Source organism: Paraburkholderia sp. J76, assembly GCF_905220295.1.
In the GTDB taxonomy this organism is placed as follows: domain Bacteria; phylum Pseudomonadota; class Gammaproteobacteria; order Burkholderiales; family Burkholderiaceae; genus Paraburkholderia.
The window spans coordinates 12,308-35,315 of the sequence record NZ_CAJMZJ010000002.1; the positions used below are offsets into that span (position 1 = coordinate 12,308).

17 protein-coding genes are annotated in these 23,008 nt (G+C 65.0%); 11 read left to right on the plus strand and 6 right to left on the minus strand.

The genetic code is table 11. The annotated features are described in order from the left end of the window. Positions 1-3 precede the first annotated feature (3 nt). Genes tssH through tagF form a run of 7 tightly spaced genes read left to right on the plus strand, consistent with a single transcriptional unit; the run spans position 4 to position 12,592 of the window. Entirely contained in the window at positions 4-2,607 is a 2,604-nt protein-coding gene (gene tssH / locus U5768_RS03555; protein WP_322029017.1) for a type VI secretion system ATPase TssH, read from the plus strand. Further along, a complete protein-coding gene (locus tag U5768_RS03560) occupies positions 2,594-4,579 on the plus strand; it encodes a type VI secretion system Vgr family protein (protein WP_322029018.1) in 1,986 nt (661 codons plus the stop codon). The genes tssH and U5768_RS03560 overlap by 14 nt, the downstream gene beginning before the upstream one ends. Next, a complete protein-coding gene (gene tagH / locus U5768_RS03565; RefSeq protein WP_322029019.1) occupies positions 4,576-5,919 on the plus strand; it encodes a type VI secretion system-associated FHA domain protein TagH in 1,344 nt (447 codons plus the stop codon). The genes U5768_RS03560 and tagH overlap by 4 nt, the downstream gene beginning before the upstream one ends. 8 nt (positions 5,920-5,927) lie before the next feature. Next, positions 5,928-7,262 (plus strand): type VI secretion system baseplate subunit TssK, encoded by a 1,335-nt coding sequence (gene tssK, locus U5768_RS03570; RefSeq protein ID WP_322029020.1) that lies wholly within the window; start codon positions 5,928-5,930, stop codon positions 7,260-7,262. Between the two features lie 25 nt (positions 7,263-7,287). Then, positions 7,288-8,610: a type VI secretion system protein TssL, long form gene (gene tssL / locus U5768_RS03575; protein ID WP_322029021.1), complete on the plus strand. Its 1,323-nt coding sequence runs from the start codon at positions 7,288-7,290 to the stop codon at positions 8,608-8,610. Beyond that, positions 8,607-12,035, plus strand: coding sequence for a type VI secretion system membrane subunit TssM (tssM, locus tag U5768_RS03580; protein ID WP_322029022.1), 3,429 nt, complete (start codon positions 8,607-8,609; stop codon positions 12,033-12,035). Before tssL ends, tssM begins: the two co-directional genes overlap by 4 nt. Then, positions 12,032-12,592 carry a type VI secretion system-associated protein TagF gene (tagF, locus tag U5768_RS03585; protein ID WP_322029023.1) on the plus strand — a complete coding sequence of 187 codons (561 nt, stop codon included), beginning with the start codon at positions 12,032-12,034 and terminating at the stop codon, positions 12,590-12,592. The genes tssM and tagF overlap by 4 nt, the downstream gene beginning before the upstream one ends. Here the strand turns inward: tagF and U5768_RS03590 are convergent. The 6 genes from U5768_RS03590 to U5768_RS03615 all read right to left on the minus strand — a co-directional run bounded on the left by U5768_RS03590 (position 12,589) and on the right by U5768_RS03615 (position 18,442). Continuing rightward, positions 12,589-13,926, minus strand: a complete 1,338-nt coding sequence (locus tag U5768_RS03590) for a serine/threonine-protein kinase (RefSeq protein WP_322029024.1) — start codon at positions 13,924-13,926, stop codon at positions 12,589-12,591. The two genes, tagF and U5768_RS03590, sit on opposite strands and share 4 nt — an antisense overlap. A gap of 11 nt (positions 13,927-13,937) precedes the next feature. Continuing rightward, a complete protein-coding gene (locus tag U5768_RS03595; RefSeq protein WP_322029025.1) occupies positions 13,938-14,750 on the minus strand; it encodes a c-type heme family protein in 813 nt (270 codons plus the stop codon). 100 nt (positions 14,751-14,850) lie between these two features. Next, the gene (locus tag U5768_RS03600) at positions 14,851-15,687 is read right to left on the minus strand and encodes a hypothetical protein (protein WP_322029026.1); all 837 of its coding nucleotides are present in this window, start codon (positions 15,685-15,687) and stop codon (positions 14,851-14,853) included. A gap of 72 nt (positions 15,688-15,759) precedes the next feature. Continuing rightward, positions 15,760-16,656 carry an anti-sigma factor gene (locus U5768_RS03605; RefSeq protein WP_322029027.1) on the minus strand — a complete coding sequence of 299 codons (897 nt, stop codon included), beginning with the start codon at positions 16,654-16,656 and terminating at the stop codon, positions 15,760-15,762. After that, positions 16,653-17,198, minus strand: coding sequence for an RNA polymerase sigma factor (locus U5768_RS03610; protein ID WP_322029028.1), 546 nt, complete (start codon positions 17,196-17,198; stop codon positions 16,653-16,655). Before U5768_RS03610 ends, U5768_RS03605 begins: the two co-directional genes overlap by 4 nt. 152 nt (positions 17,199-17,350) lie before the next feature. After that, entirely contained in the window at positions 17,351-18,442 is a 1,092-nt protein-coding gene (locus U5768_RS03615) for a catalase family peroxidase (protein ID WP_322029029.1), read from the minus strand. A gap of 420 nt (positions 18,443-18,862) precedes the next feature. On the opposite strand from U5768_RS03615, the gene U5768_RS03620 reads away from it, so the two are divergent. The 4 genes from U5768_RS03620 (at position 18,863) to U5768_RS03635 (ending at position 22,884) form a co-directional block, all read left to right on the plus strand. Next, entirely contained in the window at positions 18,863-19,246 is a 384-nt protein-coding gene (locus tag U5768_RS03620; protein ID WP_322029561.1) for a DUF3331 domain-containing protein, read from the plus strand. Between the two features lie 330 nt (positions 19,247-19,576). Next, the gene (locus U5768_RS03625; protein WP_322029030.1) at positions 19,577-20,233 is read left to right on the plus strand and encodes a response regulator transcription factor; all 657 of its coding nucleotides are present in this window, start codon (positions 19,577-19,579) and stop codon (positions 20,231-20,233) included. 129 nt (positions 20,234-20,362) lie between these two features. Next, positions 20,363-20,830, plus strand: coding sequence for a RidA family protein (locus tag U5768_RS03630; RefSeq protein ID WP_322029031.1), 468 nt, complete (start codon positions 20,363-20,365; stop codon positions 20,828-20,830). A gap of 197 nt (positions 20,831-21,027) precedes the next feature. After that, positions 21,028-22,884, plus strand: a complete 1,857-nt coding sequence (locus U5768_RS03635; protein ID WP_322029032.1) for a PAS domain-containing protein — start codon at positions 21,028-21,030, stop codon at positions 22,882-22,884. The last annotated feature ends 124 nt before the right edge of the window (positions 22,885-23,008 follow it).

The window sequence follows — 23,008 nt, forward strand, 5'->3', positions numbered from 1 at the left end:
TCAATGGCAGACATCAGCCGCGCCGTCATGTTCGGCAAGCTCGATACGCTCAGCTTTGGCGCGATGGAGAGCGCGACCACGTTTTGCCGTTTGCGCGGCAACCCGTATGTGGAACTTGCGCACTGGCTGCATCAGTTGCTCCAGTTGCCCGACTCGGACCTGCATCGTGTGATCCGGCATGCCCGCATCGAGCCCGCTGCGCTTGCGCGCGACCTGACCGGCGCGCTCGATCGGCTGCCGCGCGGCGCGTCCTCCGTCAGCGATATTTCTTCGCAACTGGAGGAGGCCGTTGAACGCGGATGGGTCTATGCCTCGCTACTCTTCGACGCCAGGAAAGTGCGAAGCGCGCATGTGCTCGTCGGCGTGTTGCAAACGCCTGCGCTGCGCAACGTATTGCGCGGCATTTCACGTGAGTTCGACCGCGTGCGGCTCGATGATCTGGTTGCCAACTTCGCCGATGTTTTGGACGGTTCGCCGGAAACTTCGACGCAGGCTGCGATAATCACTCAGGATGTCGAATCAACCCGGCGCACGGACGACGCATTGCAGCGCTTCACCGTCGATCTCACAGCGCAAGCGCGTGCGGGCGAACTCGATCCCGTGGTGGGGCGCGACCCGGAAATTCGCCAGGTCGTCGATATCCTCATGCGGCGCAGGCAAAACAACCCGATCCTCACGGGCGAGGCGGGCGTCGGCAAAACGGCGGTGGTCGAAGGGTTTGCGCTGCGCATCGCAGCGGGCGACGTGCCGCCCGCACTGCGCGACGTGAGCCTGCGAGTGCTCGACGTCGCGCTCCTGCAGGCCGGTGCGGGCATGAAGGGGGAATTCGAAACGCGGTTGCGCCAGGTGCTGGAAGCCGTGCAATCCGCATCGCGTCCCGTCATGCTGTTCATCGACGAGGCGCACACGCTGATCGGCGCGGGCGGCGCGGCCGGCACCGGCGATGCGGCGAATCTGCTCAAGCCCGCGCTCGCGCGCGGCAGCGTGCGCATCATTGCCGCGACGACGTGGTCGGAGTATCGCAGGCACATCGAGAAAGACCCGGCGCTCACGCGGCGCTTTCAGGTGGTGCAGGTTCACGAGCCCGACGAGGCGCGCGCGGTGACGATGATGCGCGGACTCGCCGCCGCGCTGGAAGCGCATCACGGCGTGCAGGTGCTCGACGAGGCGATCGAGGCTGCGGTAAAGCTTTCGCAGCGCTATTTACCCGCGCGGCAGTTGCCGGATAAATCGGTGAGCCTGCTCGATACCGCTTGCGCACGCGTGGCGGTGAGCCAGCGCGCCACGCCGCCCGCCGTGGACGACGCGCAACGGCGCATCGATGCGCTCAACACCGAGCTGGAGGTGATTGCGCGCGAGGCGGCTATCGGCGTGGATACGGCGGCGCGTCGCGAAGCGGCTGCCGCAGCATTGCAGGCCGAAACCGCGCGCCTGGATGCGCTACGCGAACGCTGGCGCATCGAGCGGGAGATGGTCGAGGACATCCTTGCGCGCCGCAAGGCGCTGCGCGCCGACGCTCCGCACGCCGACCTCGCCGCATTGCGCGAACGACAAGCGCAACTCGCCGCCTGCCAGGACGATGCGCCGCTCGTGCTGCCAGGCGTGGACCGTCATGCGGTGGCGGCTGTCGTGCAGGACTGGACCGGCGTGCCTGTGCTCAACATGCTGAAGAACGAGATCGGCAATGTATTGCGACTTAACGAGGTGCTCGACCGCCGCATCGTCGGTCAGCAACACGCCACGCAAATGATCGCGCGGCGCGTGCAGACTTCGCGTGCCGGTCTTGACGATCCGGACAAACCCGTGGGCGTGTTTCTGCTCGCGGGCACCTCGGGCGTGGGCAAGACCGAGACGGCGCTCGCGCTCGCCGAGGCGCTCTATGGCGGCGAGCAGAATCTCATCACCGTCAACATGAGCGAATATCAGGAAGCGCACACGGTGTCGCTGCTCAAGGGGGCGCCGCCGGGATACGTGGGCTTCGGCGAAGGGGGCGTGTTGACCGAAGCGGTGCGCCGCCGGCCGCATAGCGTCGTGCTGCTCGACGAAGTAGAGAAAGCGCACCCCGACGTGCACGAGCTGTTTTTTCAGGTCTTCGATAAAGGCCGTATGGACGACAGCGAAGGCCGCTCCATCGACTTCCGCAATACGCTTGTTTTGCTCACGACCAACGCGGGCGCGGAATGCATTGCAGACTTGTGCCGCGACGCGCGCGCTTGCGCGCCGATGGAAGTCATCGAGCGGGAACTCCATGCGCAGTTGCTGGACACCTTCCCGCCCGCGTTGCTTGGGCGCATGGTTAGCATTCCCTATTACCCGCTTTCACCCGAAATGCTTGGCGACATTATCCGGCTGCAACTCGACCGCGTTGCCGAACGCGTGACGGCGACGCACGACGTGCCGTTCACGTATGACGAGAGCGTGGTGACGCAAATCGCGTCGCGCTGCACGCGCATGGAAAGCGGCGGCCGCATGATCGACGCCATTCTCACCAATAGCGTATTGCCGCGCATCAGCACGGAGTTTCTCTCGCGCGTGATGGACGGAAAAACGCTGGCACGCGTACACGTGAGCGTGGAGGGCGAGGAGTTCACCTATGCCTTCGACTAATAGGCATGTGCGTCTGACCTGTGCGGCGCTCGGCGACGATGCGGTGTTTCTGCGCATGTCGGCGAGCGAGGCGTTAGGACGCTTGAGCCGCTTCGAGATCGCATTTCTTAGCCTGCGCAACGATATCGATCCCGGCGCGGTGATCGGGCAGAATATTTCTGTCACGCTCGATTATCCGGCGGGTGGATCGCGCGAGTTCAACGGCATCGTGACGACGCTGCGTTTGCTCGCCCCCGGCGATACCACGAAAAACCGCATGGCGCGCTATGAGGCGATCGTCCATCCGCGACTGTGGCTGCTCACGCGCGCCTCGCATCGGCGCTTTTTTCATCTGCGCACGGCGCCGCAAATCGTCGCGCAGGTCGTGGAGGCGTATGACATCGATTTTCGCAATGCGTGTACGGCGAGTTATCCGCCGCTCGACCATTGTGTGCAATACCGCGAGACGGACTTCGACTTCGTCAGCCGCCTGATGGAGCGCGAAGGTATGCATTATTTTTTCGAGCACGCGGGCGGCAAGCATACGCTCGTGCTGGCCGATTCCGGTGCCGCGCACCGGCCTGTTGCGCGCTACGAATCGGTGCCGTTTCAGGGCTGGGACACGCCGCGACCCGACGAAGAATGCGTGTACCGCTGGCATGCGGGCGCGACGCTCGAAACGGGGCGCTACGAAGTCAACGATTACGACTTCGAAAAGGCTTCGGTGAGCAATAGCGAAGGGCTCGTCTCTCGCGCCACACGCAGCGCGCCCTACGACACCGCGCGGTACTTGATGCAGGAGCATTTGAGTGGACACGTGAACGCGAGTGACGGCGAACGGCTTGCGCGCGTCAACGTGGAGATCCATCAGACGCAAAACGACGCCATGGAAGGGCGCACTACCGCGCGCGGCATCGCGGCGGGCGGCTTGTTCCGGCTGCGCGATCATCCGGGAAGCGCGCAGAACCGGCAGTATCTGGTGATCGAGAATCAGGCGGAAATCGTATCGGACGCCTATGTATCCACGAGCGACCCCACGCAGCCGCTATTCGATTGCCATTTCAAGGCGATTCGCAGCGACAACACATTCCGTTCGCCGCGCGTCACGCCCGTTCCCCGCACGGCGGGCCCCCAGACCGCGGTCGTGATCGGGCCGCCCGGCGAAGAGATACTCACTGACAAGTACGGGCGCGTGAAAGTGCAGTTCCACTGGGAACAGCTATCGCAAACGAGCGGCGCGAACCGGCTCGATCGCTGCTGGGTGCGCGTGGCGCAGGGCTGGGCGAACCGGCGCTGGGGTGCGATGTGCCTGCCGCGCGTCGGTCAGGAGGTGCTGGTGGAATTCATCGAAGGCGACCCGGACCGGCCCGTGATTGTGGGCGCCGTCTACAACTCGACCAACATGCCGCCGTACGAGTTGCCCGCGCACAGCGCGGTGTCGACGCTCAGGAGCCAGTCGACGAAGGGCGGCAACGGCTTCAACGAAGTCCGTTTCGACGACCGCAAAGGCGCCGAGCAGATGTTCTTTCACGCCGAACGCGATCACGAAACATGGATCAAGCACGACGCGCTGACGAACGTCGCGGGCGAGAAGCATCTGCGCATTGGCGGGAGTGAGTTTAGCGAGACACGCGGCGCGCGCAACGATTCGGTGCTCGGCGGCAGCACCTTGCGCGTAGGGGGCCCCGTCTCGGCGGCCAGCATGACCACGCACGAGCAGTTCGTGGGCGAGGCGTATTCGCTGGATGCGGGCGCGGCAGTGCGCATCAAGGCGGGCGCTGCGGTGGAAATCGAGGCAGGGGCAACCATCGCGCTGCGCGCGGGGGCGTCGTACATCCTGATCGGACCCGAGACGATCGAGATGTCGAGCTTCCCGATTCCGCTGGGCCCGGGCGTGCCCCCAGTGCCGCTTTCGGTGCCGCCCGCGCCGCCCAGGCCGCCCCGCGACGCCGACGACGGCGCGCGCAAGACTCGCAACCAGGAGGCCCCGTGACATTGACGCTGACTGTAAAGGGCGGCGAAACGCCCGCGCCACACGCAATCGAAATTGATGATCGCGCAACGATTGGCCGCGCGCCGGAAAGCACGGTAGTACTAACGGACACGCAGCGAGGTATTTCGCGCGTGCAGGCAAGCATCGAGCGCCGCGGCGACGCGTACGTGCTAATCGACGCGGGCAGCAACCCGACACTGCTGAACGGCGAGGTGCTGACGGGCGCGCGCGAGGCGCTTTTGTCCAGCGGCGACCGGATCGGAATTGGCGCTTATACGCTCGCCGTTTCGATCAAAACGAGCGCGGCGCCGTTCGATCAAACGCTGATGACGCAGCCTGCACCGCCCGCTCAGCCATTTGCCGCGAGCCTGCCGGATACGCTGGAGTTCGAGGCGCGGCCTTCCGCCCCGCTCATTCCCGACGACTGGGACGCGCCGCGCGATTCCCGCGATCAGCAGCCCAGACGCGACGACGCGCCATTCACGCCCGATCCGCTCGCGGCGACGCCCCTGCTGCACGACGCGGGCCATTTCGGCGGCGACGCGAATCAGGCGCTGATGGACGCGTTGGGCTGCGCCGACCCATTGCGTGACGATCAAGCGCAAGTGACGCGCGAGCCTGCCGCGCCGTCGCGGAGTTTGGAGCACGTGTCGCCGGAGAAGGTGTTCGTCGCCATACCGTCGCAAGAGGTGGAGGTTTCGCACTCCGTATCGACCGTGCCTCGCGACACCGCCCCGCATACGGCCGATTCCGCCGTGCTCGATGCATTGCTGGATGGCCTCGGCATCTCGCCTGCCGACGTCGCTCACCTGAGCGCACAGGAAGTCGCGCGCCTGACTGGTGCGCTGCTGCGCGAAGCGACGCAAGGCACGATGAGCGTGTTGCGCTCGCGTGCCATGGCGCGGCGCGAGGCTCGCATGGCGATGACGATGATCGAGGCGCGCGACAACAACCCACTCAAATTTTTTCCCGACGCGGACCGCGCCCTGACGCAAATGCTCGGCGCGCGCGGGCGCGGCTATCTCGCGCCGGACGAAGCCTTGCGCGCCGCCTACCGGGATATCCAGGCGCACGAACTCGCGCTCGTCGCGGGCATGCGCGCCGCGTTTGACGACGCGATGTCGCGCATCGACCCCGCCGCGATCGAACGCTCGCTCGATGCGCCCGCGGGCCTCGAAGCGCTGGTCGGCAATCGCCGGGCGCGTCTGTGGCAACGCTTCGTGAAGACGTGGGAGCAGGTATCGCGCGACGCGGGCGACGAATTCAAGCAGCGCTTTGGCGAACCGTTCGGCCGCGCCTATCAGGCGCAGCTCGACGCGCTGCAATTTCCGAAGGATTGAGTCACAGCATGCACTGGAACAACAAAGTGATCTGGTCGGAGGGCATGTTCCTTCAGCCGCAGCATCTCCAGCAGCACGACCGCTATGTCGAAACGCTCGTCGCGGGCCGCGTGAACGGCCTGCGCGGCTACGGCTGGGGCTTTACGGCGCTGGAGATCGACGAGGCGCTGCTCAAGCTCGGAAAACTGGCGTTGCGCGCGGCGGCGGGCGTGTTGCCCGACGGCACGCCGTTCAACCTGCCCGCCGACGACGATTTACCCGAACCGCTCGATATTCCCGAAAACGCCGCGAGCGTCACGGTGATGCTCGCGCTGCCGGTGCGTCGTGCCGGTGCGCCGGAATCGGGTGTCGAGGAGCACGCCGACAATCTTGCGCGTTACGGCGCGAGTGACTTCGAAGTGCACGACAGCAACGACGCAGATGCGCCCAGCACGCTCGTTCAGGTGGGCAAGCTGCGATTGCGCCTTGCGCTCGCAGCCGAGGTTGCAAACGCACATGCCTGCGCGGGCGTGGCGCGTGTCGTCGAACGGCGCAGCGACGGCCGCGTCGTGCTCGACGACGACTACTGCCCGCCGTGCCTGGACTATCGCGTCGCGGGGCGCCTTGCGCGCTTCTCAGCCGAACTGGGCGGTCTGCTTCAGCAGCGCGGCGAAGCGCTCGCGGGGCGTCTCGCGCAACCCGACGGCGCGGGCATGGCCGAGATCGCCGATTTCCTGTTGCTGCAGATCGTTAATCGAGCGCAGCCACTCGTCGCTCACCTCAATGCAATGGATGGTTTGCATCCCGAATCGTTTTATCAATCGTGCCTTGCGTTGGCGGGCGAACTTGCCACGTTCAGCCAGACCTCAAGGCGGCCGCCCACGTTTGCCGCGTACCGGCACGATCGGCTGAAGGAGACTTTCGAGCCCGTGATCGACGCACTGCGGCTCGCGCTTTCGCGCGTTGCCGATCCGCAGGTCGTGTCGATTTCGCTCGAAGAACGCAAATATGGCTTGCATGTGGCGCGAGTCGCGGACCGGACGCTCTTTGCCGGCGCGACGTTCGTGCTCGCGGTGCGCGCGCAGGTGGCCGCCGGTACGCTGCTCTCCGCGTTCGCAAGCCAGGTGAAGATCGGCAGCATCGAGAAGATTCGCGATCTCGTGAACCTGCAACTGCCGGGCATCGCGTTGCGCGCGCTGGCTGTGGCGCCGCGCCAGTTGCCGTTCCATGCGGGTTACAGCTATTTTGAACTCGATGAGCAGAACGAAGCGTGGCCGACGCTCGCTTCTTCCGCGGGCATGGCGCTGCACGTGGCGGGCGAATTCCCCGGCCTCGCGATGGAGCTTTGGGCCATCCGTCATTGAAGTCATGAAATCAGGATTCCTTTCCATGGCCGATAACCCGAATGCGCCACTCGGCGATACGGAATTTCTCGACGCGGCGCGCACCATCCGCATGCCAACGCCGGGCCGCAGGCGCGAACGCCCGGCCGGCACCGAAGCGGAACGCACGACGCTCGCTCCGCTCGACACCTCCATCGCCGGGCGCAACCCCTTGCTCAGAGCGGCCAATCCTTTGCTTGAACTCGCGCTGCCGCTGCGCCGCCTGCCGGGACACCCTGATCTCGACACGTTGCGCGTGCAACTGATCCAGATGGTGCGCCGCTTCGAAGCCGATGGCCGCGCGTTCGGCGTGCCCGACACGCAGCTCGGGCCCGCGCGCTATTGTCTGTGCACGTTCATCGACGAAGCCATCGCGGCAACGCCGTGGGGCGCGGGGGTGTGGGGCCGCAGGAGCCTCCTCGTGACGTTTCACAACGAGGCTTCGGGCGGCGAACGGCTTTTTGTCATCCTCCAGCGGCTCGCGCAAACGCCCGCCGCCGACATCGACCTGCTCGAACTGATCTACGTGATTCTCGCGCTGGGCTTCGATGGGCGATACCGGCTGATCGAAGGCGGCAAGCGGCAACTCGACGAGATTCGTGAACGGCTCGAACAGATGATCCGCGCGCAACGCGGGCCGGTCGAGCGCGCGCTGTCGCTGCATTGGCAACCGGCGGAGCCCGCGCGTGAACGCACGCTCGGCTTCGTGCCCCTATGGGTCGCGCTGGCGTTCGCGGCGCTCGTGCTGATGACGTCGAGCCTCGTGTTCGGGCTGCGCATCAACGCGTTCTCCGACCCCGTGTTCGCGGCGATGCGCGGCATTCGTGTGGCGCCCGCGCCCGTGCTCGCGGCCAAGATGCAGGCCGCGCCGAAGTTCGCCTCGGCGCTCGATGGCTTTCTCGCGCCGGAAATTGCACAAGGGCTCGTCGCAGTCGGCGAAACGGCGGACCGCACGACCGTGACCATCAACAATAGCGCAGAAGGCACGCAGATTTTTGCATCAGGCAGCGCCGAACTCGCCCCGCGTTTCGAGCCGCTCGTTCAGCGTATCGGGGAGGCGTTGGCGGATAAGCCGGGCAATGTCGTCGTGATCGGGCATACGGACGACCGGCGTATTGTGTCGGCGCGTTTTCCGTCGAACGTTGCGCTTTCGCAGGCTCGCGCGGATACGGTGCGCGCGATTCTCGCTGCGCATCTCGCGGACCCGGCACGCGTGAGCGCCGAAGGCCGGGGCGATACCGAGCCGGTTGCATCGAACGACACCGCCGCAGGCCGCGCGCGAAACCGCCGCGTGACCATTGCCATTCTTGCGCCGGGAGCCGCGCCATGAAGTGGATACATGCGTTGAAAAGCGCCGCTTTCGTAACGTTCGCGGGCGTGCTGGCGCTATGCGCGCTGGTCTGGTTCGAAGGGCCGCTCATGGCGTTCAATGGCGCGGCGCCGCTCGAAACGCGCGCCCGGCGTTGGGCGCTGATGGTGTTCATTCTGGCGTGCTGGGCGCTGTACTGGGGCGTGCGATTTGCAAAAGCGCGTATCGCCAGTTCCAGGTTCGTGCAAAGCCTCGTTGCCGATGCGCTCGATCCCGCGAAGCGCGCGCCGGACCCCGCGCGCCAGGCTGCCGACGCCGACGTCGCGGCACTGCGCACGCGCTTCGAAGCCGCGCTGAAAACACTGCGCGATACGCGCGCGCCAGGAAGCGACGCGCGGCGCGGATTGGCGTGCCTCGCCCCACACCGCAAAACGCTCTACGACTTGCCGTGGTATCTCTTCGTCGGCGCGCCGGGCGCGGGCAAGACCACCGCGCTTGCGCATTCGGGGCTGCGCTTTCCGCTCGCGGACCGGCTCGGCGCGCAGGCGGTGGGTGGCGTGGGCGGCACGCGCCATTGCGACTGGTGGTTCACCGACCAGGCCGTGCTGCTCGACACGGCGGGCCGCTTCACCACGCAGGATAGCCACGAACAGGCCGATCGTGGCGCATGGCTCGGCTTTCTCGGGCTGCTGCGCAAGTACCGGCCGCGTCGTCCGCTCGACGGCGTGATGGCCGTGGTCTCGGCCGCCGATCTGCTGCAGCAGTCCGACGCCGCGCGCACGACCTATGCCACGGCAATCCGCGCGCGTCTTTCCGAACTGAATCAACAACTCGGCGTACATCTGCCCGTATACGTAGTCGTGACGAAAACCGACATGCTCGCAGGCTTCTCCGAGTATTTCGACGATTTCGGACGCGAAGAGCGCGAGCAGGTGTGGGGCATGACGGTCCCGCTCGACGAAGGCGGTGCGCCGCTTGCCTGGTTCTCCGAAGAGTTTCGCTTGTTGCACGCGCAACTGCAAGGCGGCGTGTTCCTGCGCATGCAGCAGGAAACCGATGCGCGGCGGCGTGCGCTGATCTACGCGTTCCCGCAGCAGTTCGCGGGTATCGAGCGTGCGTTGCGGCGGTTTCTCGAAGACGCGTTCGGCGAATCGCGCTTCGCGCGTGCGCCGTTACTACGCGGCGTGTACTTTACGAGCGGCACGCAGAGTGGGCGCCCGCTCGACCGCATGATGAGCGCCATGGCGGCGTCGCTTGGCTTGAGCCGCGAAGGGGTGATGGCGGACGCATCGAACGGACGCGCCTATTTCGTCAAGCGGCTGCTGCGCGACGTGATTTTCGCCGAACAGGGTCTTGCGGGCATCGACGTGCGCGCGGTGCGGCGACGCGCGCGCATTCAGCATGCGGCGATCGCAGGCGTCGGCGTATTGCTGGTGGCGGGGCTGATCGCGCTGTTCGTGAGCGATCGCGCGAACCGCCGCTTCGTCGACGAAAGCCGTCAGCAGATCGCCGTGCTTGCGGGTCTCGCGAAAGAGACGAGCGCGGGCGACAGCCCGCTCGCGGTCCTGCCGCTGCTCGACGCCGCGCGCGATTTGCCCGGCGGCGAAGCGGAGCGCGCCGCGGGCGACGCGCCGTGGTGGTCAAGCCTCGGTCTCGATCAACGCCAGAAGCTGGGCCTCGAAGCGCAGCGCGTGTACCAGCGCCTGCTGCGCCAAACCCTGCTGCCCATCGTCGTGCAGCGCATGGAGGACCAGCTTCGCCACGGCAGCGCGGAAGATCCCGCCACGCTCTACGAAGCGCTGCGTGCGTACCTGATGCTGGGCGACCCCACGCATTTCGATCCGGACGCGCTGCAGGTCTGGGCGCTGCGCACCTGGCGAACGGGCTCGATGAAAAATGCGAGCGACGCGCAGCGCGCGGACATCGAGCGGCATTTGCAAGCGCTGTTTCTGCGCGGGCAGTTCGATTCGAACCTGCCGCTCGACCAGAACCTCATCGCGCAGGCGCGCGCCGTGCTGAATCGAGTGCCCGTCGCCCAGCGGCTCAACGGACGTATCGACCAGCAGCTTGCGCAACTGCGTTTGCCGGAATTTACCGTGGCGAAAGCAGCCGGGCCGAGCGGGCAGATCGTGTTCGTGAGAAAGAGCGGCGCGCCGCTCACGCAAGGTATAGAAGGCGCATTCACGCGAGCGGGCTTCGATGCGTTCGTGCGTTTGCGTGAAAACGCGCTCGCCAATCTCTCGAAGGACGACTGGGTACTCGGTGCGGGGCAGACGCATACGGACGCGCAAAGTTCGGATGCCTTGCGCGCGGCGCTCACGCGGCTGTATAGCGACGAGGCGATTCGCCAATGGGACGCGTTGCTTGCCGATATTCGCGTGGTGCCGTTCAGCACGCCGGATGAGGGCGCGCGCATTGCGAATCTGCTGGGCTCGGCGAATTCTCCGTTGCGCGCGCTGATTCAGGCCGTTGCGCGCGAAACGACTTTCGCACCGCCGCCAACGCCTGTCGATGCGCATTTTCAGGCGTTGCATGACCTCGCTGGCGCGGCGCTCGACGAATATGTCAACGCGCTGAAGGACGCCGCCGCGACCCTTCAGGCCCAGGACACGGCGCGCAAACAATCGTTGCCGCCGCCCGCCACGGGGCCGCTCGACCGCCTGAAGCTGCTCTCGCAGAACGCCCCCGCGCCGCTCGCGGCAGCGCTGCAAGGCGTGGCGGGCAATGCGGATACCGTGCAGATCCAGAGCCAACGCGCGCAATTGCAGACGCTCTGGGCCACGACCGTCGCGCCCGCGTGCAGACAGGCGCTCGATGGCCGCTACCCGCTCGTGAGGACCTCCACGCGCGACGCCGCGCCCGACGACTTCGCGCGGGTGCTGGCGCCTGGCGGCTTGATCGATGCGTTCTTCCAGAGCAACCTGCAGAATCGGGTGGATACGTCCGGTGCGGTGTGGAAGTGGCGCCCCGAGGCGAAAGCGCTTGGCATTCCTGACGATGTGCCCGTGGCGTTCCAGCGCGCGGCGATGTTGCGCGACGCGTTGTTCCGCGAGGGCGGCCGCGACGTGTCCGTGCGCTTCTCGGCAAAAGTCGTCAAGCTCGATCCTTCGTTGAAGCGCTTCGTGCTCGATATCGACGGCACGCAGCTAAGCGCGACGAGCGAGGCGCCCAACGCGACGGCCGCGTTCCAGTGGCCGAGCGGCAAGGGCACAGGACAGGCGCATGTCGAACTCGATCCCGCGAATACGCCACCGCCTCGCGCGGAGGGACCGTGGGCGCTGTTTCATCTGCTCGACGCCGCGCGCATCGATCAGGCCGGGCAGCCCGACCACTTCAACGCCGTGTTCGACGGCGGTAAAGTCAAAATCGCGCTCGTGGCCAGCAGCGTGAACAATCCGTTGCGCGCGGGCGTGCTCGACGGCTTTCGTTGCCCCGCATCGCTATGAAAGCGGAAGATCGAATTGGCGCGGGCTTTTACGGAAAGGTCCGCACGCACGGAGATTTCGTCGGGCGCGGCCTTTCCGCGGCTTTCGTTGGCCGTTGGGACGCGTGGCTGCAACGCGGCCTGCTCGCCGCACGCGAGCGCCACGCGGGCGGTTGGCTCGAGCGCTATCTGGAGATGCCTGTATGGCGCTTTTCGGCTGCGCCTTTCGTCGTCGACGACTGCGCATGCACCGGCGTCCTCATTCCCGGTATCGATGCGGTGGGGCGTTATTTCCCGTTCGTCATCGCGCGGCAGATGGAAGGCGGCGCGTGCGCCGTCGATTCGCAGTGGCACGAAGCAGCATGCGCACTGGCGTTGTCTACGCTGACGCCCTCGTTTTCGCTGAAAGCGTTCGAGTCGGAAATCGCGCGGCTGGACGATGAGCCGGTCGCGTCGGCGTCGTGCGATGGCGTCAGCACGTGGTGGGCCGAAGCGGAACGCGTGGCGCATCGACACGAGGGAGTGCTCGATACGCGCCTGTTCCTGCATTTGCTCGAAGCGCGCGACCGCGCGGGCTAGTCGACTTCGACGCCCCATTCGCGCCGCAGCGCTTCGCGGTGCCGTTCCGGCACGGCGTCGAGCAACTGTGCATAAAAGGAGCGCAGATCGGCGGCGCGCGCGGCGGCGCGGCGCGCCACGATGCGGGCGATAGGGCCCAGAAGCGTCGTGAGGCGCGTGGCGGCTGCATTCACGTTTTCAGCGCTGATTGTCTGCGCGCCGATTACACGTGGCATGCCTGCACCTGCCGGCAACATCAGTGAGTCGAAGTCGCGACGTGCTTCGTCGTTGGGCAAGTGGGCGCTCAGGCGTTCGCGCAGCGTATCGATGTTTGCCGCGCCCGCGCACGCGCGCCGTATCAAAAGCGATGCCACAGGCCCCACATGGCTTGCCAGACGCCTCTCCAGGTGCGCGATCAGTTCGGGGTCGAGCTGGGTTTGCGGTGACGGCGTAGCGATTGGCGAACTCACTCGCTCATGCGAAAGCACAGTTCGTTCGGTATCCTCATTTGAATCGGCAGCGAGGAGGGAAATCAGCTTATCGCGCCATTCACGCGCGCAACCGTAGCGCTCCTGCGGATGTTTCTCCATGCCTTTCATCACCAGTTCATCCACATACGCGGGCAAAGCTGGCACGACGGAGGAAGGAGGCGGCGGCGTGTCATCGAGAATCTTGCGCATCACGCTCCCTGGCGTTCCCGTGAACGGGCATACGCCGCTGAGCATTTCATAGAGCACGACAGCGCCGCTAAAAAGATCGGAACGGGCATCCACGGCCTCGCCCGTAAATTGCTCCGGGGACATGTAAGCCGGCGTGCCGAGCAGCGTGCCGGTTTGCGTGAGCGTGGACGCGTCGAGTTGCGCGATGCCGAAGTCCGCGACCTTGCATTCGCCGCGCGGCGAGATCAGCAGATTGGCGGGCTTGATGTCGCGATGCACGATACCCGATCCGTGCGCGTAGTCGAGCGCATCGAGAAGTTGTGCGAACCAGCGCAACGCGGCGAGCGGGTTCATGCGCGTGCCGGCGCGCGCATGCTGCGCGAGATGCGCGGCGAGCGTTTCGCCGCGCACGTATTCCATCGTGATGAAAGCGGTGTCGCCCGTTTCGCCGTAGTCGTATACCGCGACGATGTGCGGATGCGCGAGACGTCCCGCCGCGCGCGCTTCATTCAGGAAGCGCGCGGTGAGTTCATGATCGTTTTTTCCACCGGCGGGTTGCTGGAGGGTCTTGAGCGCGACGTGACGCTCGATACGCGGATCGAACGCCAGATACACCACGCCCATTGCGCCGCGCCCGAGCACGCGCTCGATGACATAGCGGTCGAACGTCGCGGGGAGTTCGGTGTCGCGCCGCATCGCCAGGATCCTCAGGATTGCTCTTCGTCGAGAATGTGAAACGCTTCGACGAGGCTGGTTTGCATACGCCCGAACGACACCGCGAGCGACGCGATTTCGTCCGATCCGCCCGTTGGCAGCGTGGTCGCGTCGAGTTTGCCGAGGCTCATTTCGTCGGCGGCGCGCGAGAGCGCGCGAATGGGCCGCGTGACGAGCATGTGCATCATCACGTTCATCACGATCAGCACGACCGCGAACACGGCGGCGAGCGAGAGCATGAACGTGCGCCATACGGCGCGGCCGCGCGCAATAGGCTGCGCCATCGGCACGGAAACGAATTCCGCGCCGATCACCTCGTTCATGGTCCAGCCGAAGCCGTTCGACGTGCCGTACTTGTCGATCATCGTCGCGGGCGCGGCGTTTGGCGTGCTGTGGCATTGCATGCAGGCGGTGTCGGTAATGCTGGTCGGGCGCGCAAGGAAGAACGAACGGCCGCCCGGCGCGTCGCGCTGGCCGGTCAGTTCCTTGAGTTCTGGATGATCGTGCAGATGGCGAATGACGTCGGTTTCCCAGTCGGTGGGGCGGTCGCGCGGGTTAGTGGGGTTGAGCATGGTCGCGTTGTAGGAGAAGCTCGGAAAGTCCTTTTCCAGCAGCTTTAGCATCTCGATTGCCGAAAACGCGGGAATCGACTCCGGCACGAAACTGTACTTGATCTGCGTGGCGAGCAGCGGCGTGACGTGTGCCGCAGTATAGCTCTGCATCGACGCCGCCGCGCTCGCGAGGATGTTGGCGTCGTGCGCGGTTTCTTCGAGCGCCTGCTTTTGCAGCAAGCGGTCGGAGACCACGCCGATCGCCACCAGTGCGACTGCGAATATGATTAGGAATACAAAATTAAATTTGACACTGAGCGAGAGTCCTGACTTCATGGCGGTGATGGATCGAGCCTTAGGGATAGCGTACTTTGTGAACACCTGCGCGCTCGGGCGGATAGAGCAGGGCGCGCCAGTCGGGCAGCGTGTTCAGATGCACCTGAATCTCCTCGCGAAATCCCCGGTCGGCCAGCCGCGAGCGAAAGCGCGCGGGAAAGGCCTTGCGCTCGGGTAGTTTGCTGTTCAGCCACGGCGCGATGTCGTCGTAGGCGGCGGCACGCGAGGGAGGGGCGACCCGCGCGGGATTGGCGGCGACGAGCGGCTGCAACGCGTCGCGAAACGCGACCGGCATGCGCGCGACGAACGCTTCCGTGGGCCGCGCAAAAGGCTGCACGTGCCCACGGTTGTCGATGATCGCGAAGCGGCCGGCGGGTATCGGCGTCGGTGGTTTTGCTGCGAATGTCTGCGTGCCGGTTTCGCTAAACACGTCGAGCGTTTGCGTGTTTTCAGGCGCTGCGACGATCGCCGCCGCGCCCGGTCCAACCTCGATCGTTCCGGCTTCCGTATCCACGCGCACTGGCTCGCAGCGCGCGGATTCGCATGCGGCAGAGGCGATCTTCAGCGAGCCGCTGAGCAACGCGACATGCGCGGCGGCCGTGAGCATCGCGCGCGTTTGCGGACCGAGCGCGGCGAGCGTGCCGTGCTCGTCCTGTAGATGCGCAACGCCGTCGCGCGATTCGAGCAGGTCGCCGTCGCGCAGGATGTCGCCTGCCGCCGCGAGCATCACGTTCGCGCCGCGCACGACGACGATGGGCGCATCGGTGCTCGCGAGCCGCCAGGCGGCATGCGCGGGCGATGCGAGTCCCGCCGCGATGACGAGGCCGGCCGCCCAGATGTGCAATCGATGAATCATGCCGAGCTATGGGTCGAGGGTTCCTCAACACAACAGCCGGGCGGCATAAATATTCCCCGCGGACTTTAGCGCTTATCCGTCATGCGACGGTACGGCATCCTGAGCATCCGTGAATAACGCAGCCGTATCGAGGTTGGAGATGCGCTTGCCGATCGCCGCCAGATCGACATCGCCGGCTTGCCCGATCAGCGCATAGGTCAGCTCGTTTTGCCGCCAGGTGGTGATGCCCATCGAATCGACGGTGCGCGAGGCGAGCGCTTCGTCCGGCCGCGCGTCCTTCATCACGCACAACGCGACGGGCGGCCCGCTGCGCGGCAAATAAACGATCTGCACGAGCGGCTTGTTATGAAAGCGCAGACGCTGCACCGATTTGAAAGTCAGTCCGGCGCTGCTCAGGTCGGGCACGCGCAGCGCGAGGCGGTCGTCGCGGCGAATGTCTTCCACGACCTTCGCGGCGAGCGCCGGATCGCCCTGCATATAGGCGACGGTCTCGCGTGTATAGAGTTTCTGGTAGCCGACGGCCGCCTTCACCCACGGCGACATGTCCGATGCGCTCGCCAGTTGCGCGCCCTGGCTACCCGACCCGAAAAGCGCGTCGAAACGCACGCATTGGCCGGCCACGAACGCGCCCACCACGCAAGCTGCCGCGAGCCAGACCGGCACGCGACGCAAGCGCGATCTCACGGGCGCGGAGGGTGATTGCGCCGAGGCTGGCATCGCGGCGTCGTTCGCGCCCGCAGAAGGTTGCGCGCGCACCATTTCCTCGATGCCGAGCCGCAGCGATTCCGGCACGGGCGGCAGCGTTTGCTGGCCGAACGCACCGGCGAAATCGACCTGCGAAGCGCGCAGCAGCGAAACCTTCTTGCGCGCCTCGGCGGACTCGCGCAACCAGGCTTCGATCGAGGCGCGCTCGTCGGGCGACAGGTGGCCGTCCATATAGGCGAGTAACTGGGCGTCGTCGGCAATCATGCGATTGAGTCCTTGTGCTGCGGCGCGGGCGGCGCCTTCGGCGCTGCGCCGCTGAACATGGCGCCGACCGATTGCCGCGCTCGCGAGAGCCGGCTCATCACGGTGCCAATGGGGACCTTGAGCACGTCGGCGGCCTGCTGATACGTCATGCCTTCGACCGCGACGAGCAGCATCACGACGCGCTGGGCTTCGGGCAGGCGCTCGACCGCCTCGATGATCTGGCTGTGCATGAGCTGCGTTTCAGGGCCATTATCGACGGGATCGGGAAGATTTTCGAGGAAATCGTCGTCCCACTCGAAGCTCGCGCGCTTGCGCACGCTGCGGGCTCGCAACTCGTTGATCCACGTGGAATGCATGATGGAATACATCCAGCTCAGCGCAGCGGTGCCGGGTTGAAGCTGGTGCGCGCGTTCGAGCCCGCGCAGGCAGGCGCGCTGCACGAGATCCTCGGCATCGTGCTGGTCGCCGGAGAGGCGCAGCGCAAACGCCCATAGCCGCGGAATCATGGTGGGAAGCATGCCCGGTAAGTCTGTACCGCTCATCGAAGGGTTTTCTCCACGATCCCCGTTCAATCCGGACTGGCGCGCTTCGCGGTCGTGTGCGACCGTCTGGTTCAAGCGCGCGGCTCGAGCTATTTTGGTGAACTTGAGACGAAACACCTGGCTAGTGCGTTTTATTCCATCTCTGCCGGCTTTCAGCGAGGTTTCACGCCCGCGTGCACTTCCTCGCGCGTGCGCCGGTCGAACGACACCGCGTAGGCGGCGGCGCGCGCAGCGAGCAGTGGGTCGTCAGAGGGCGCGATGCCCGCCGGTAGCACTGTCGGGTCGAAATTAACGTCGCGGCAGGGGCCGTCGATCTGCGATTGCGCTTGCTCGATGACGATCGTACCCGCGTCGATGCGATGCCGTTCGCGCTCCGCAGGCCACGCGCGCGTGGCGTCGTCCACGGGATCGCCCGCGCCCGCGGGCGTCAGCATGAGATGCCAGCGCACCGGCCCCGATTGCAGTCGCACCCTCAGGCTGTGCGCGAGAAAGTCGGGGTCGCCCGATTTCGAATCCGCAGTGTCTTTCGGTGCATATGGTGCGTATGGCGCGTATGGCGTATCGGGCACGACGCTCCAGCGCACGAATCGCGTTGCGCCGCGTGCGTTCGTGAAGCGAAACGCATTGATGCTGTAGTAACTCGCGTTGTAGAACGCGGATGCCGGCGCATGCGCGGCGAGCCAGTCGCGCAGCGAGCGGCTTTCCGGGTGCTGCGCGAAGAACGCATCGAGTCGCGCGGGGTCGGGGCGGCCCGTGCGTTTGTCGTGCGCCATCGCCTCCTGCAATTCATAAACCGCTTGCGGCGTGCGCACCGCGAATACGGGCGCGGAATTCATGCCGGTGCGCCATTGCTCGCCGTCGCGCATCGTAAAGCGCAGTGCAAAGCTGCGCACGGTCGTATTCGCGTCGTCTTCGGCGGGATTGCCGCCGGGCGCGGAAAAGCGGCCAAGCAGCGGTGTGCGGCCGCGTTCGAATACGCTCGCGCGAGAAAGCGCCGCGCCGTTGCCGTTGCTGTCGAAATAGCCGCTTACGCAAATGCCTTTCGCATGATTGCGACGAAAGCCGGGGTGCTTGCCCGCGCTGCGTTCGAATGCGTCGACGAGCCGGTTGGGCGTAAGTACGGCACGCGCGCCGGGCCAGTGTATCCAGCCCGCGGTCCACGCGAACGCCGCGGCCAGCGCCGCGAGCGTGAGCGCAATGACTGCGTAACGGACAAGACGTTGCGAATGCGAAAGACGGGACATAAATCAGCGCAGGGGCCTCGCGCAGCCGTCGATGAATTGAAAGGCCCTCTATGAATTCCGTACGTTGCCGCCGTGCGGCGAGGCCATTATGGTAATCCGCTAGCCGCTATTCAGTGTGTATTGAACGTTGAATGTATACCAACGTATAGGGGCGCCATCCAAAAGCGTCAGTCAGTTTATGCGCCGGAGGAATACCTGGTAGCCGCACTTTTTCTTAAGCTTTAGTCATTCGAAATCAGTGGGCGCAATACACAAAATGTTGCGGCGTCGAATACGCGACGCGCGTGACAGTCACGCTCATCCAGAACATGGGAGTTTGCCGTGGTGAGATTGGATTCGTGGAGGCCGACCTACGCGGGAAGCGCACTCGACGGCGGCGGCGCCGCGACGCCGGACTGCGCGCGCAATCCGTGGGCGCACGTGGTTTCGGGCCTGCTTGGTTCGCCGGCTTCGAGAACGAGCGTTTCGCGCCGCGCGCCCGCGACGCGCACGCGTAGCGACCTGCGGCCCGCGGACGACAATACGTACGGAAGCTGCACGGTCACGATAGAGGAGCGATTGGCTAATTCCGCATTCACGCTTTCGTGGAGCGACCCCACGCGCTGCAGCTATCGCGAACAGGTCTGGAAACGCGCAATCGCGAGAAAAGCGGGCGTTTGCGTGCTTTCGGGAGAGCGGATCAAGCGCGGCGACGCCGTTTTTCGGCCCTTGGCGCGGCGCTACACAATCCCTTTGAACTCGGGAGCGATGATACTAGCCGAGTCGCTCGAGGCATGGGGCGCCCGGCTGGCCGACCCCGAATAACCCGGCGTGTCGCCATAAAAACATGAGAAAAGGGCGCACAAAACTCATTATCTGGGATTTTCCGGTCCCTTTCCTTCTCCCGCAAACGTCCGGGCTGCTTCAACGCGGCCGGACCGTCCAATACCAAAGTACTACAGCTTCCCTTAAACGTGCGATGTAAGCTTCTGGCTTGAGGCTGCATGGGTGGGGCGACTCGATGGCCGCGAGCCCCGCAGCCGGCGCTTCAACGGGTGAATCAGGATTGGCGTCCCTGGGGTATCGGGAAGCGCCTATGATGGTTCAATTCGCACAACGTAACACTGCAGAATCCTATCGCAGATGCTAAACATCATGACCGACCGGTCGGTTGCCCGTTGCGCCAACACCGCTGCCGGAGTCGTCTATATCGTGGACGACGACGATTCGGTCCGTGACGCACTGGCGAGCCTGCTGCGCTCGATCGACCTGGAAGTCCACGCTTTTCACTCCGCCGAAGCGTTCCTCGCGGCGCCCAAAGACCCGGGGCCGTCGTGCCTCGTGCTCGACGTCCGCTTGCGCGGTCAAAGCGGCCTGGCGCTGCAGAAGTCGCTTCTTTCTCAGGAGCGCTCGCCCATGCCGGTCGTTTTCATGACGGGCTACGGCGACATTGCCATGACGGTCGAGGCGATGAAGGCGGGCGCAATCGACTTCCTCACCAAGCCCTTTCGCGATCAGGACATGATCGACGCCGTGGTCGCCGCGCTGCAGCGCGACGCGCGGCGTCTCGAAGCGGACAGCTCGCTCGTGGAGGCGCGCGAATGCTGGAACGCGTTGACGCCGCGCGAGCGCGAAGTGCTCGTCAACGTGGCGGCGGGGCTGATGAACAAGCAGATTGCTTCGAGAATGTGCATTGCGGAAGTCACGGTCAAGATTCACCGTGGGCAAGCGATGCGCAAAATGAATGTGCGCTCCGTTGCCGAGTTGGTGCGTAAAACCGTGGCGCTCGGGGTCGAACCGGCGGTGCGGTAAATTCATACCAGAGTTCAGTTTCCCCAATCTTTCGTATGTACTCGTAACCCGATGATCTAGCGCTTGTTTCAAGCCTTTGCGGTTATCTTTTGCACTCCACCATGGAATTACCCAATTGGAGAGAGTGCGATGGAAAAGCGTGACGTCTACGAAACGATCAGGACAATGGGCATCGAGTTGCCGCAGGTCAGTTCGCCGGCCGCGGCCTACACCATGAGTGTTCGCAGCGGAGGCACGGTCTATCTGGCGGGCCATCTTCCCCGCGACGCCGGCGCGGTCGTGACCGGCAAACTGGGCGCCACGCTGAGCACCGAAGAGGGCCGCGAGGCCGCGCGCAAGATCGCCGTCGATTTGCTCGCCACGCTTCACGCCAAAATCGGCAATCTCAATCGCGTCAGGCAGATCGTGAAACTCACGAGCTTCGTCAATTCGGCGGCGGGATTTTCCGAGCAGCATCTCGTGACGAACGGCGCTTCGGAGTTGCTCGCGAACGTGTTCGGCGAGGCGGGCGTGCACGCGCGCTCGGCGGTGGGCGTCGCGGAGTTGCCGCTCAATGCCTGCGTCGAGATCGAATTGATCGTCGACGTTGCCGACTGAGTGCCCGCCGAGTGCCGACCGAGCGCCGGCTGGGCAATCCGGCCATTCCCGGTTTGCGCGGTTGCGATGCCGGTTTTCGCATGCAATAATCCCAAAATTCGCTGATCAGACCGGAAGACGCGCTAAAAATGCATCGGAGCGCGGGCTTTTGCGCATATCTGAAACTCTGACGCCTGCTCGCAAATATCAGAAAAATGATGGGATCGGCCCTTGATCCCGGCCTCGTGCTGGACGCGCTCTCTGTTATCGCATGGACCGCGCTGCCCGACGGCCGGGTCGACTTCGTCAACCGGAAATGGTCCGAATACACGGGCCATGACCTCGCGGCATCTTCCGGCTCGCAGTGGCAGGGCGCGGTAAGTGCCGACGACCTGCCCGAACTGGTCGAGCGTCGCCGCGCTATTTTCGCTGCGGGCGAACCCGGAGGAATCGCGGCGCGTTTGCGTCGCTTCGACGGTGCGCAGCGTTGGTTCGACATTCAAATCAGTCCGATTCGCGACGCTTCCGGGGAAATTGTCCGCTGGTTTTTCCTGTGCATCGATATCGAAGACAGGAAGCGGGACGAAATTACGCTCGCGGAGAGCGAGCGCCATCTCAACGAGACCATCAATGCGTTGCCTGCCCTCATCTGGTCGGCGCGCCCGGACGGGACCGGTGAGTTTTATAACCAGTACTACCTCGACTATCTCGGCCGCACGCTCTCGCAGGTGCGGGACTACGAGTGGACCAAAGCGGTTCATCCCGATGACCTGCCGGGGCTGCTGGCCGCGTGGTCCGAGATCATGGCGAGCCGCATGCCGGGCGCCGCGGAAGCGCGCATGCAGCGCTACGACGGCCAGTACCGATGGTTTCTGTTTCGCACGAGCCCGTTGCGGGACCAGGATGGAAACGTCGTCAAATGGTATGGCATCAATATCGACATCGACGATCGCAAGCGCGCCGAAGAAGAACTGCGTCGCAGCGAGGCGTTTCTCGCCGAAGGTCAGGCGCTCGCCAGAATGGGCAATTTCACGTGGGACGCCGATACGGATGAGATCGCCTGGTCGGAGCAGATTTATCACATCTTCGACTTCGAGCCGGGCACGCCCGTGTCGCTCGAACGTATCGCCGAACGCTCTCACCCGGAGGATATGGGCTTTATCGCGCAGTTCATCGAGCAGGGGCGGCGCGGCGAAAGCGATATCGAATGCCAGCACCGGCTATTGATGCCGGATCAGAGCGTCAAGCATCTGCATCTGATCGCGCACCGCGCGACCGACCGTCCGGACCGCAACGAGTATCGCGGCACGACGCTCGATATCAGCCAGCGCCGCAGTTCGGAAGAAGCGCTCGACAGGGCGCGCGCGGAGCTATCGCATGTCGCGAGAGTAATGAGCCTGGGCGCGTTGACGGCTTCGATCGCGCATGAAGTCAATCAGCCGCTCGCGGGCATTGTGACGAACGCGAGCACCTGCCTGCGCATGCTGGCGGCCGAGCCACCCAATATCGAAGGCGCGCAGGAAACGGCGCGGCGTACGATTCGCGACGGTAATCGTGCGGCCGACGTCATCGCGCGCCTGCGCACGCTTTTCACCAAGCGCAGCGCCACGATCGAACCCGTCGATCTCGCACACACGGCGCGCGACATCATTGCGCTCATGCAGAGCGACCTCGACCGAGCGCGTGTCGTCATGCGCATGGAGTTCGCGGAGGGCCTGCCGTTTGCGGGCTGCGACCGCGTGCAGGTGCAGCAGGTCATCATGAATTTGCTGCGCAACGCCGCGGACGCCATGAGCACGGTGAACGACCGGCCCCGGCGCGTAACGGTCAAGACCGAAGCCGGGTCGAACGAGACGGTCCGCCTGAGCGTGCGCGACTCGGGCATTGGCTTCGATCCGCAAGACGCGCAACGGCTTTTCGATGCTTTTTACACGACCCGGCGCGACGGCATGGGCATTGGTCTCGCGATTAGCCGATCGATCATCGAGAGCCAGAACGGACGTCTTTGGGCCGAACTTCCGGCGGACGGACCCGGCGCGATTTTCTCGTTTTCGCTTCCCGTTTATGGCGCTTGAGTGACTCAGGCATCCTTTGGCAACGCGGCGCGCGGGCGCGTATACATACCTCCGTATGATGGACGCGTGCGATGCGATGGGGCATCGTGCGTTGTTTGCTCCACGAGTATCCGGCGCCTTTGCG

Bases quoted from the DNA above. Each gene is read 5' to 3' on its own strand.
- U5768_RS03590 (WP_322029024.1), bottom strand. From the start codon at position 13,926: ATGCGGCGCGACACCGAACTCCCCGCGACGTTCGACCGCTATGTCATC.
- tssK (WP_322029020.1), top strand. From the start codon at position 5,928: ATGCACTGGAACAACAAAGTGATCTGGTCGGAGGGCATGTTCCTTCAG.
- tssH (WP_322029017.1), top strand. From the start codon at position 4: ATGGCAGACATCAGCCGCGCCGTCATGTTCGGCAAGCTCGATACGCTC.
- U5768_RS03560 (WP_322029018.1), top strand. From the start codon at position 2,594: ATGCCTTCGACTAATAGGCATGTGCGTCTGACCTGTGCGGCGCTCGGC.
- tssM (WP_322029022.1), top strand. From the start codon at position 8,607: ATGAAGTGGATACATGCGTTGAAAAGCGCCGCTTTCGTAACGTTCGCG.
- U5768_RS03600 (WP_322029026.1), bottom strand. From the start codon at position 15,687: ATGATTCATCGATTGCACATCTGGGCGGCCGGCCTCGTCATCGCGGCG.
- tssL (WP_322029021.1), top strand. From the start codon at position 7,288: ATGGCCGATAACCCGAATGCGCCACTCGGCGATACGGAATTTCTCGAC.
- U5768_RS03625 (WP_322029030.1), top strand. From the start codon at position 19,577: ATGACCGACCGGTCGGTTGCCCGTTGCGCCAACACCGCTGCCGGAGTC.
- U5768_RS03605 (WP_322029027.1), bottom strand. From the start codon at position 16,656: ATGATTGCCGACGACGCCCAGTTACTCGCCTATATGGACGGCCACCTG.
- U5768_RS03635 (WP_322029032.1), top strand. From the start codon at position 21,028: ATGGGATCGGCCCTTGATCCCGGCCTCGTGCTGGACGCGCTCTCTGTT.
- U5768_RS03630 (WP_322029031.1), top strand. From the start codon at position 20,363: ATGGAAAAGCGTGACGTCTACGAAACGATCAGGACAATGGGCATCGAG.
- U5768_RS03615 (WP_322029029.1), bottom strand. From the start codon at position 18,442: ATGTCCCGTCTTTCGCATTCGCAACGTCTTGTCCGTTACGCAGTCATT.
- tagF (WP_322029023.1), top strand. From the start codon at position 12,032: ATGAAAGCGGAAGATCGAATTGGCGCGGGCTTTTACGGAAAGGTCCGC.
- U5768_RS03610 (WP_322029028.1), bottom strand. From the start codon at position 17,198: ATGAGCGGTACAGACTTACCGGGCATGCTTCCCACCATGATTCCGCGG.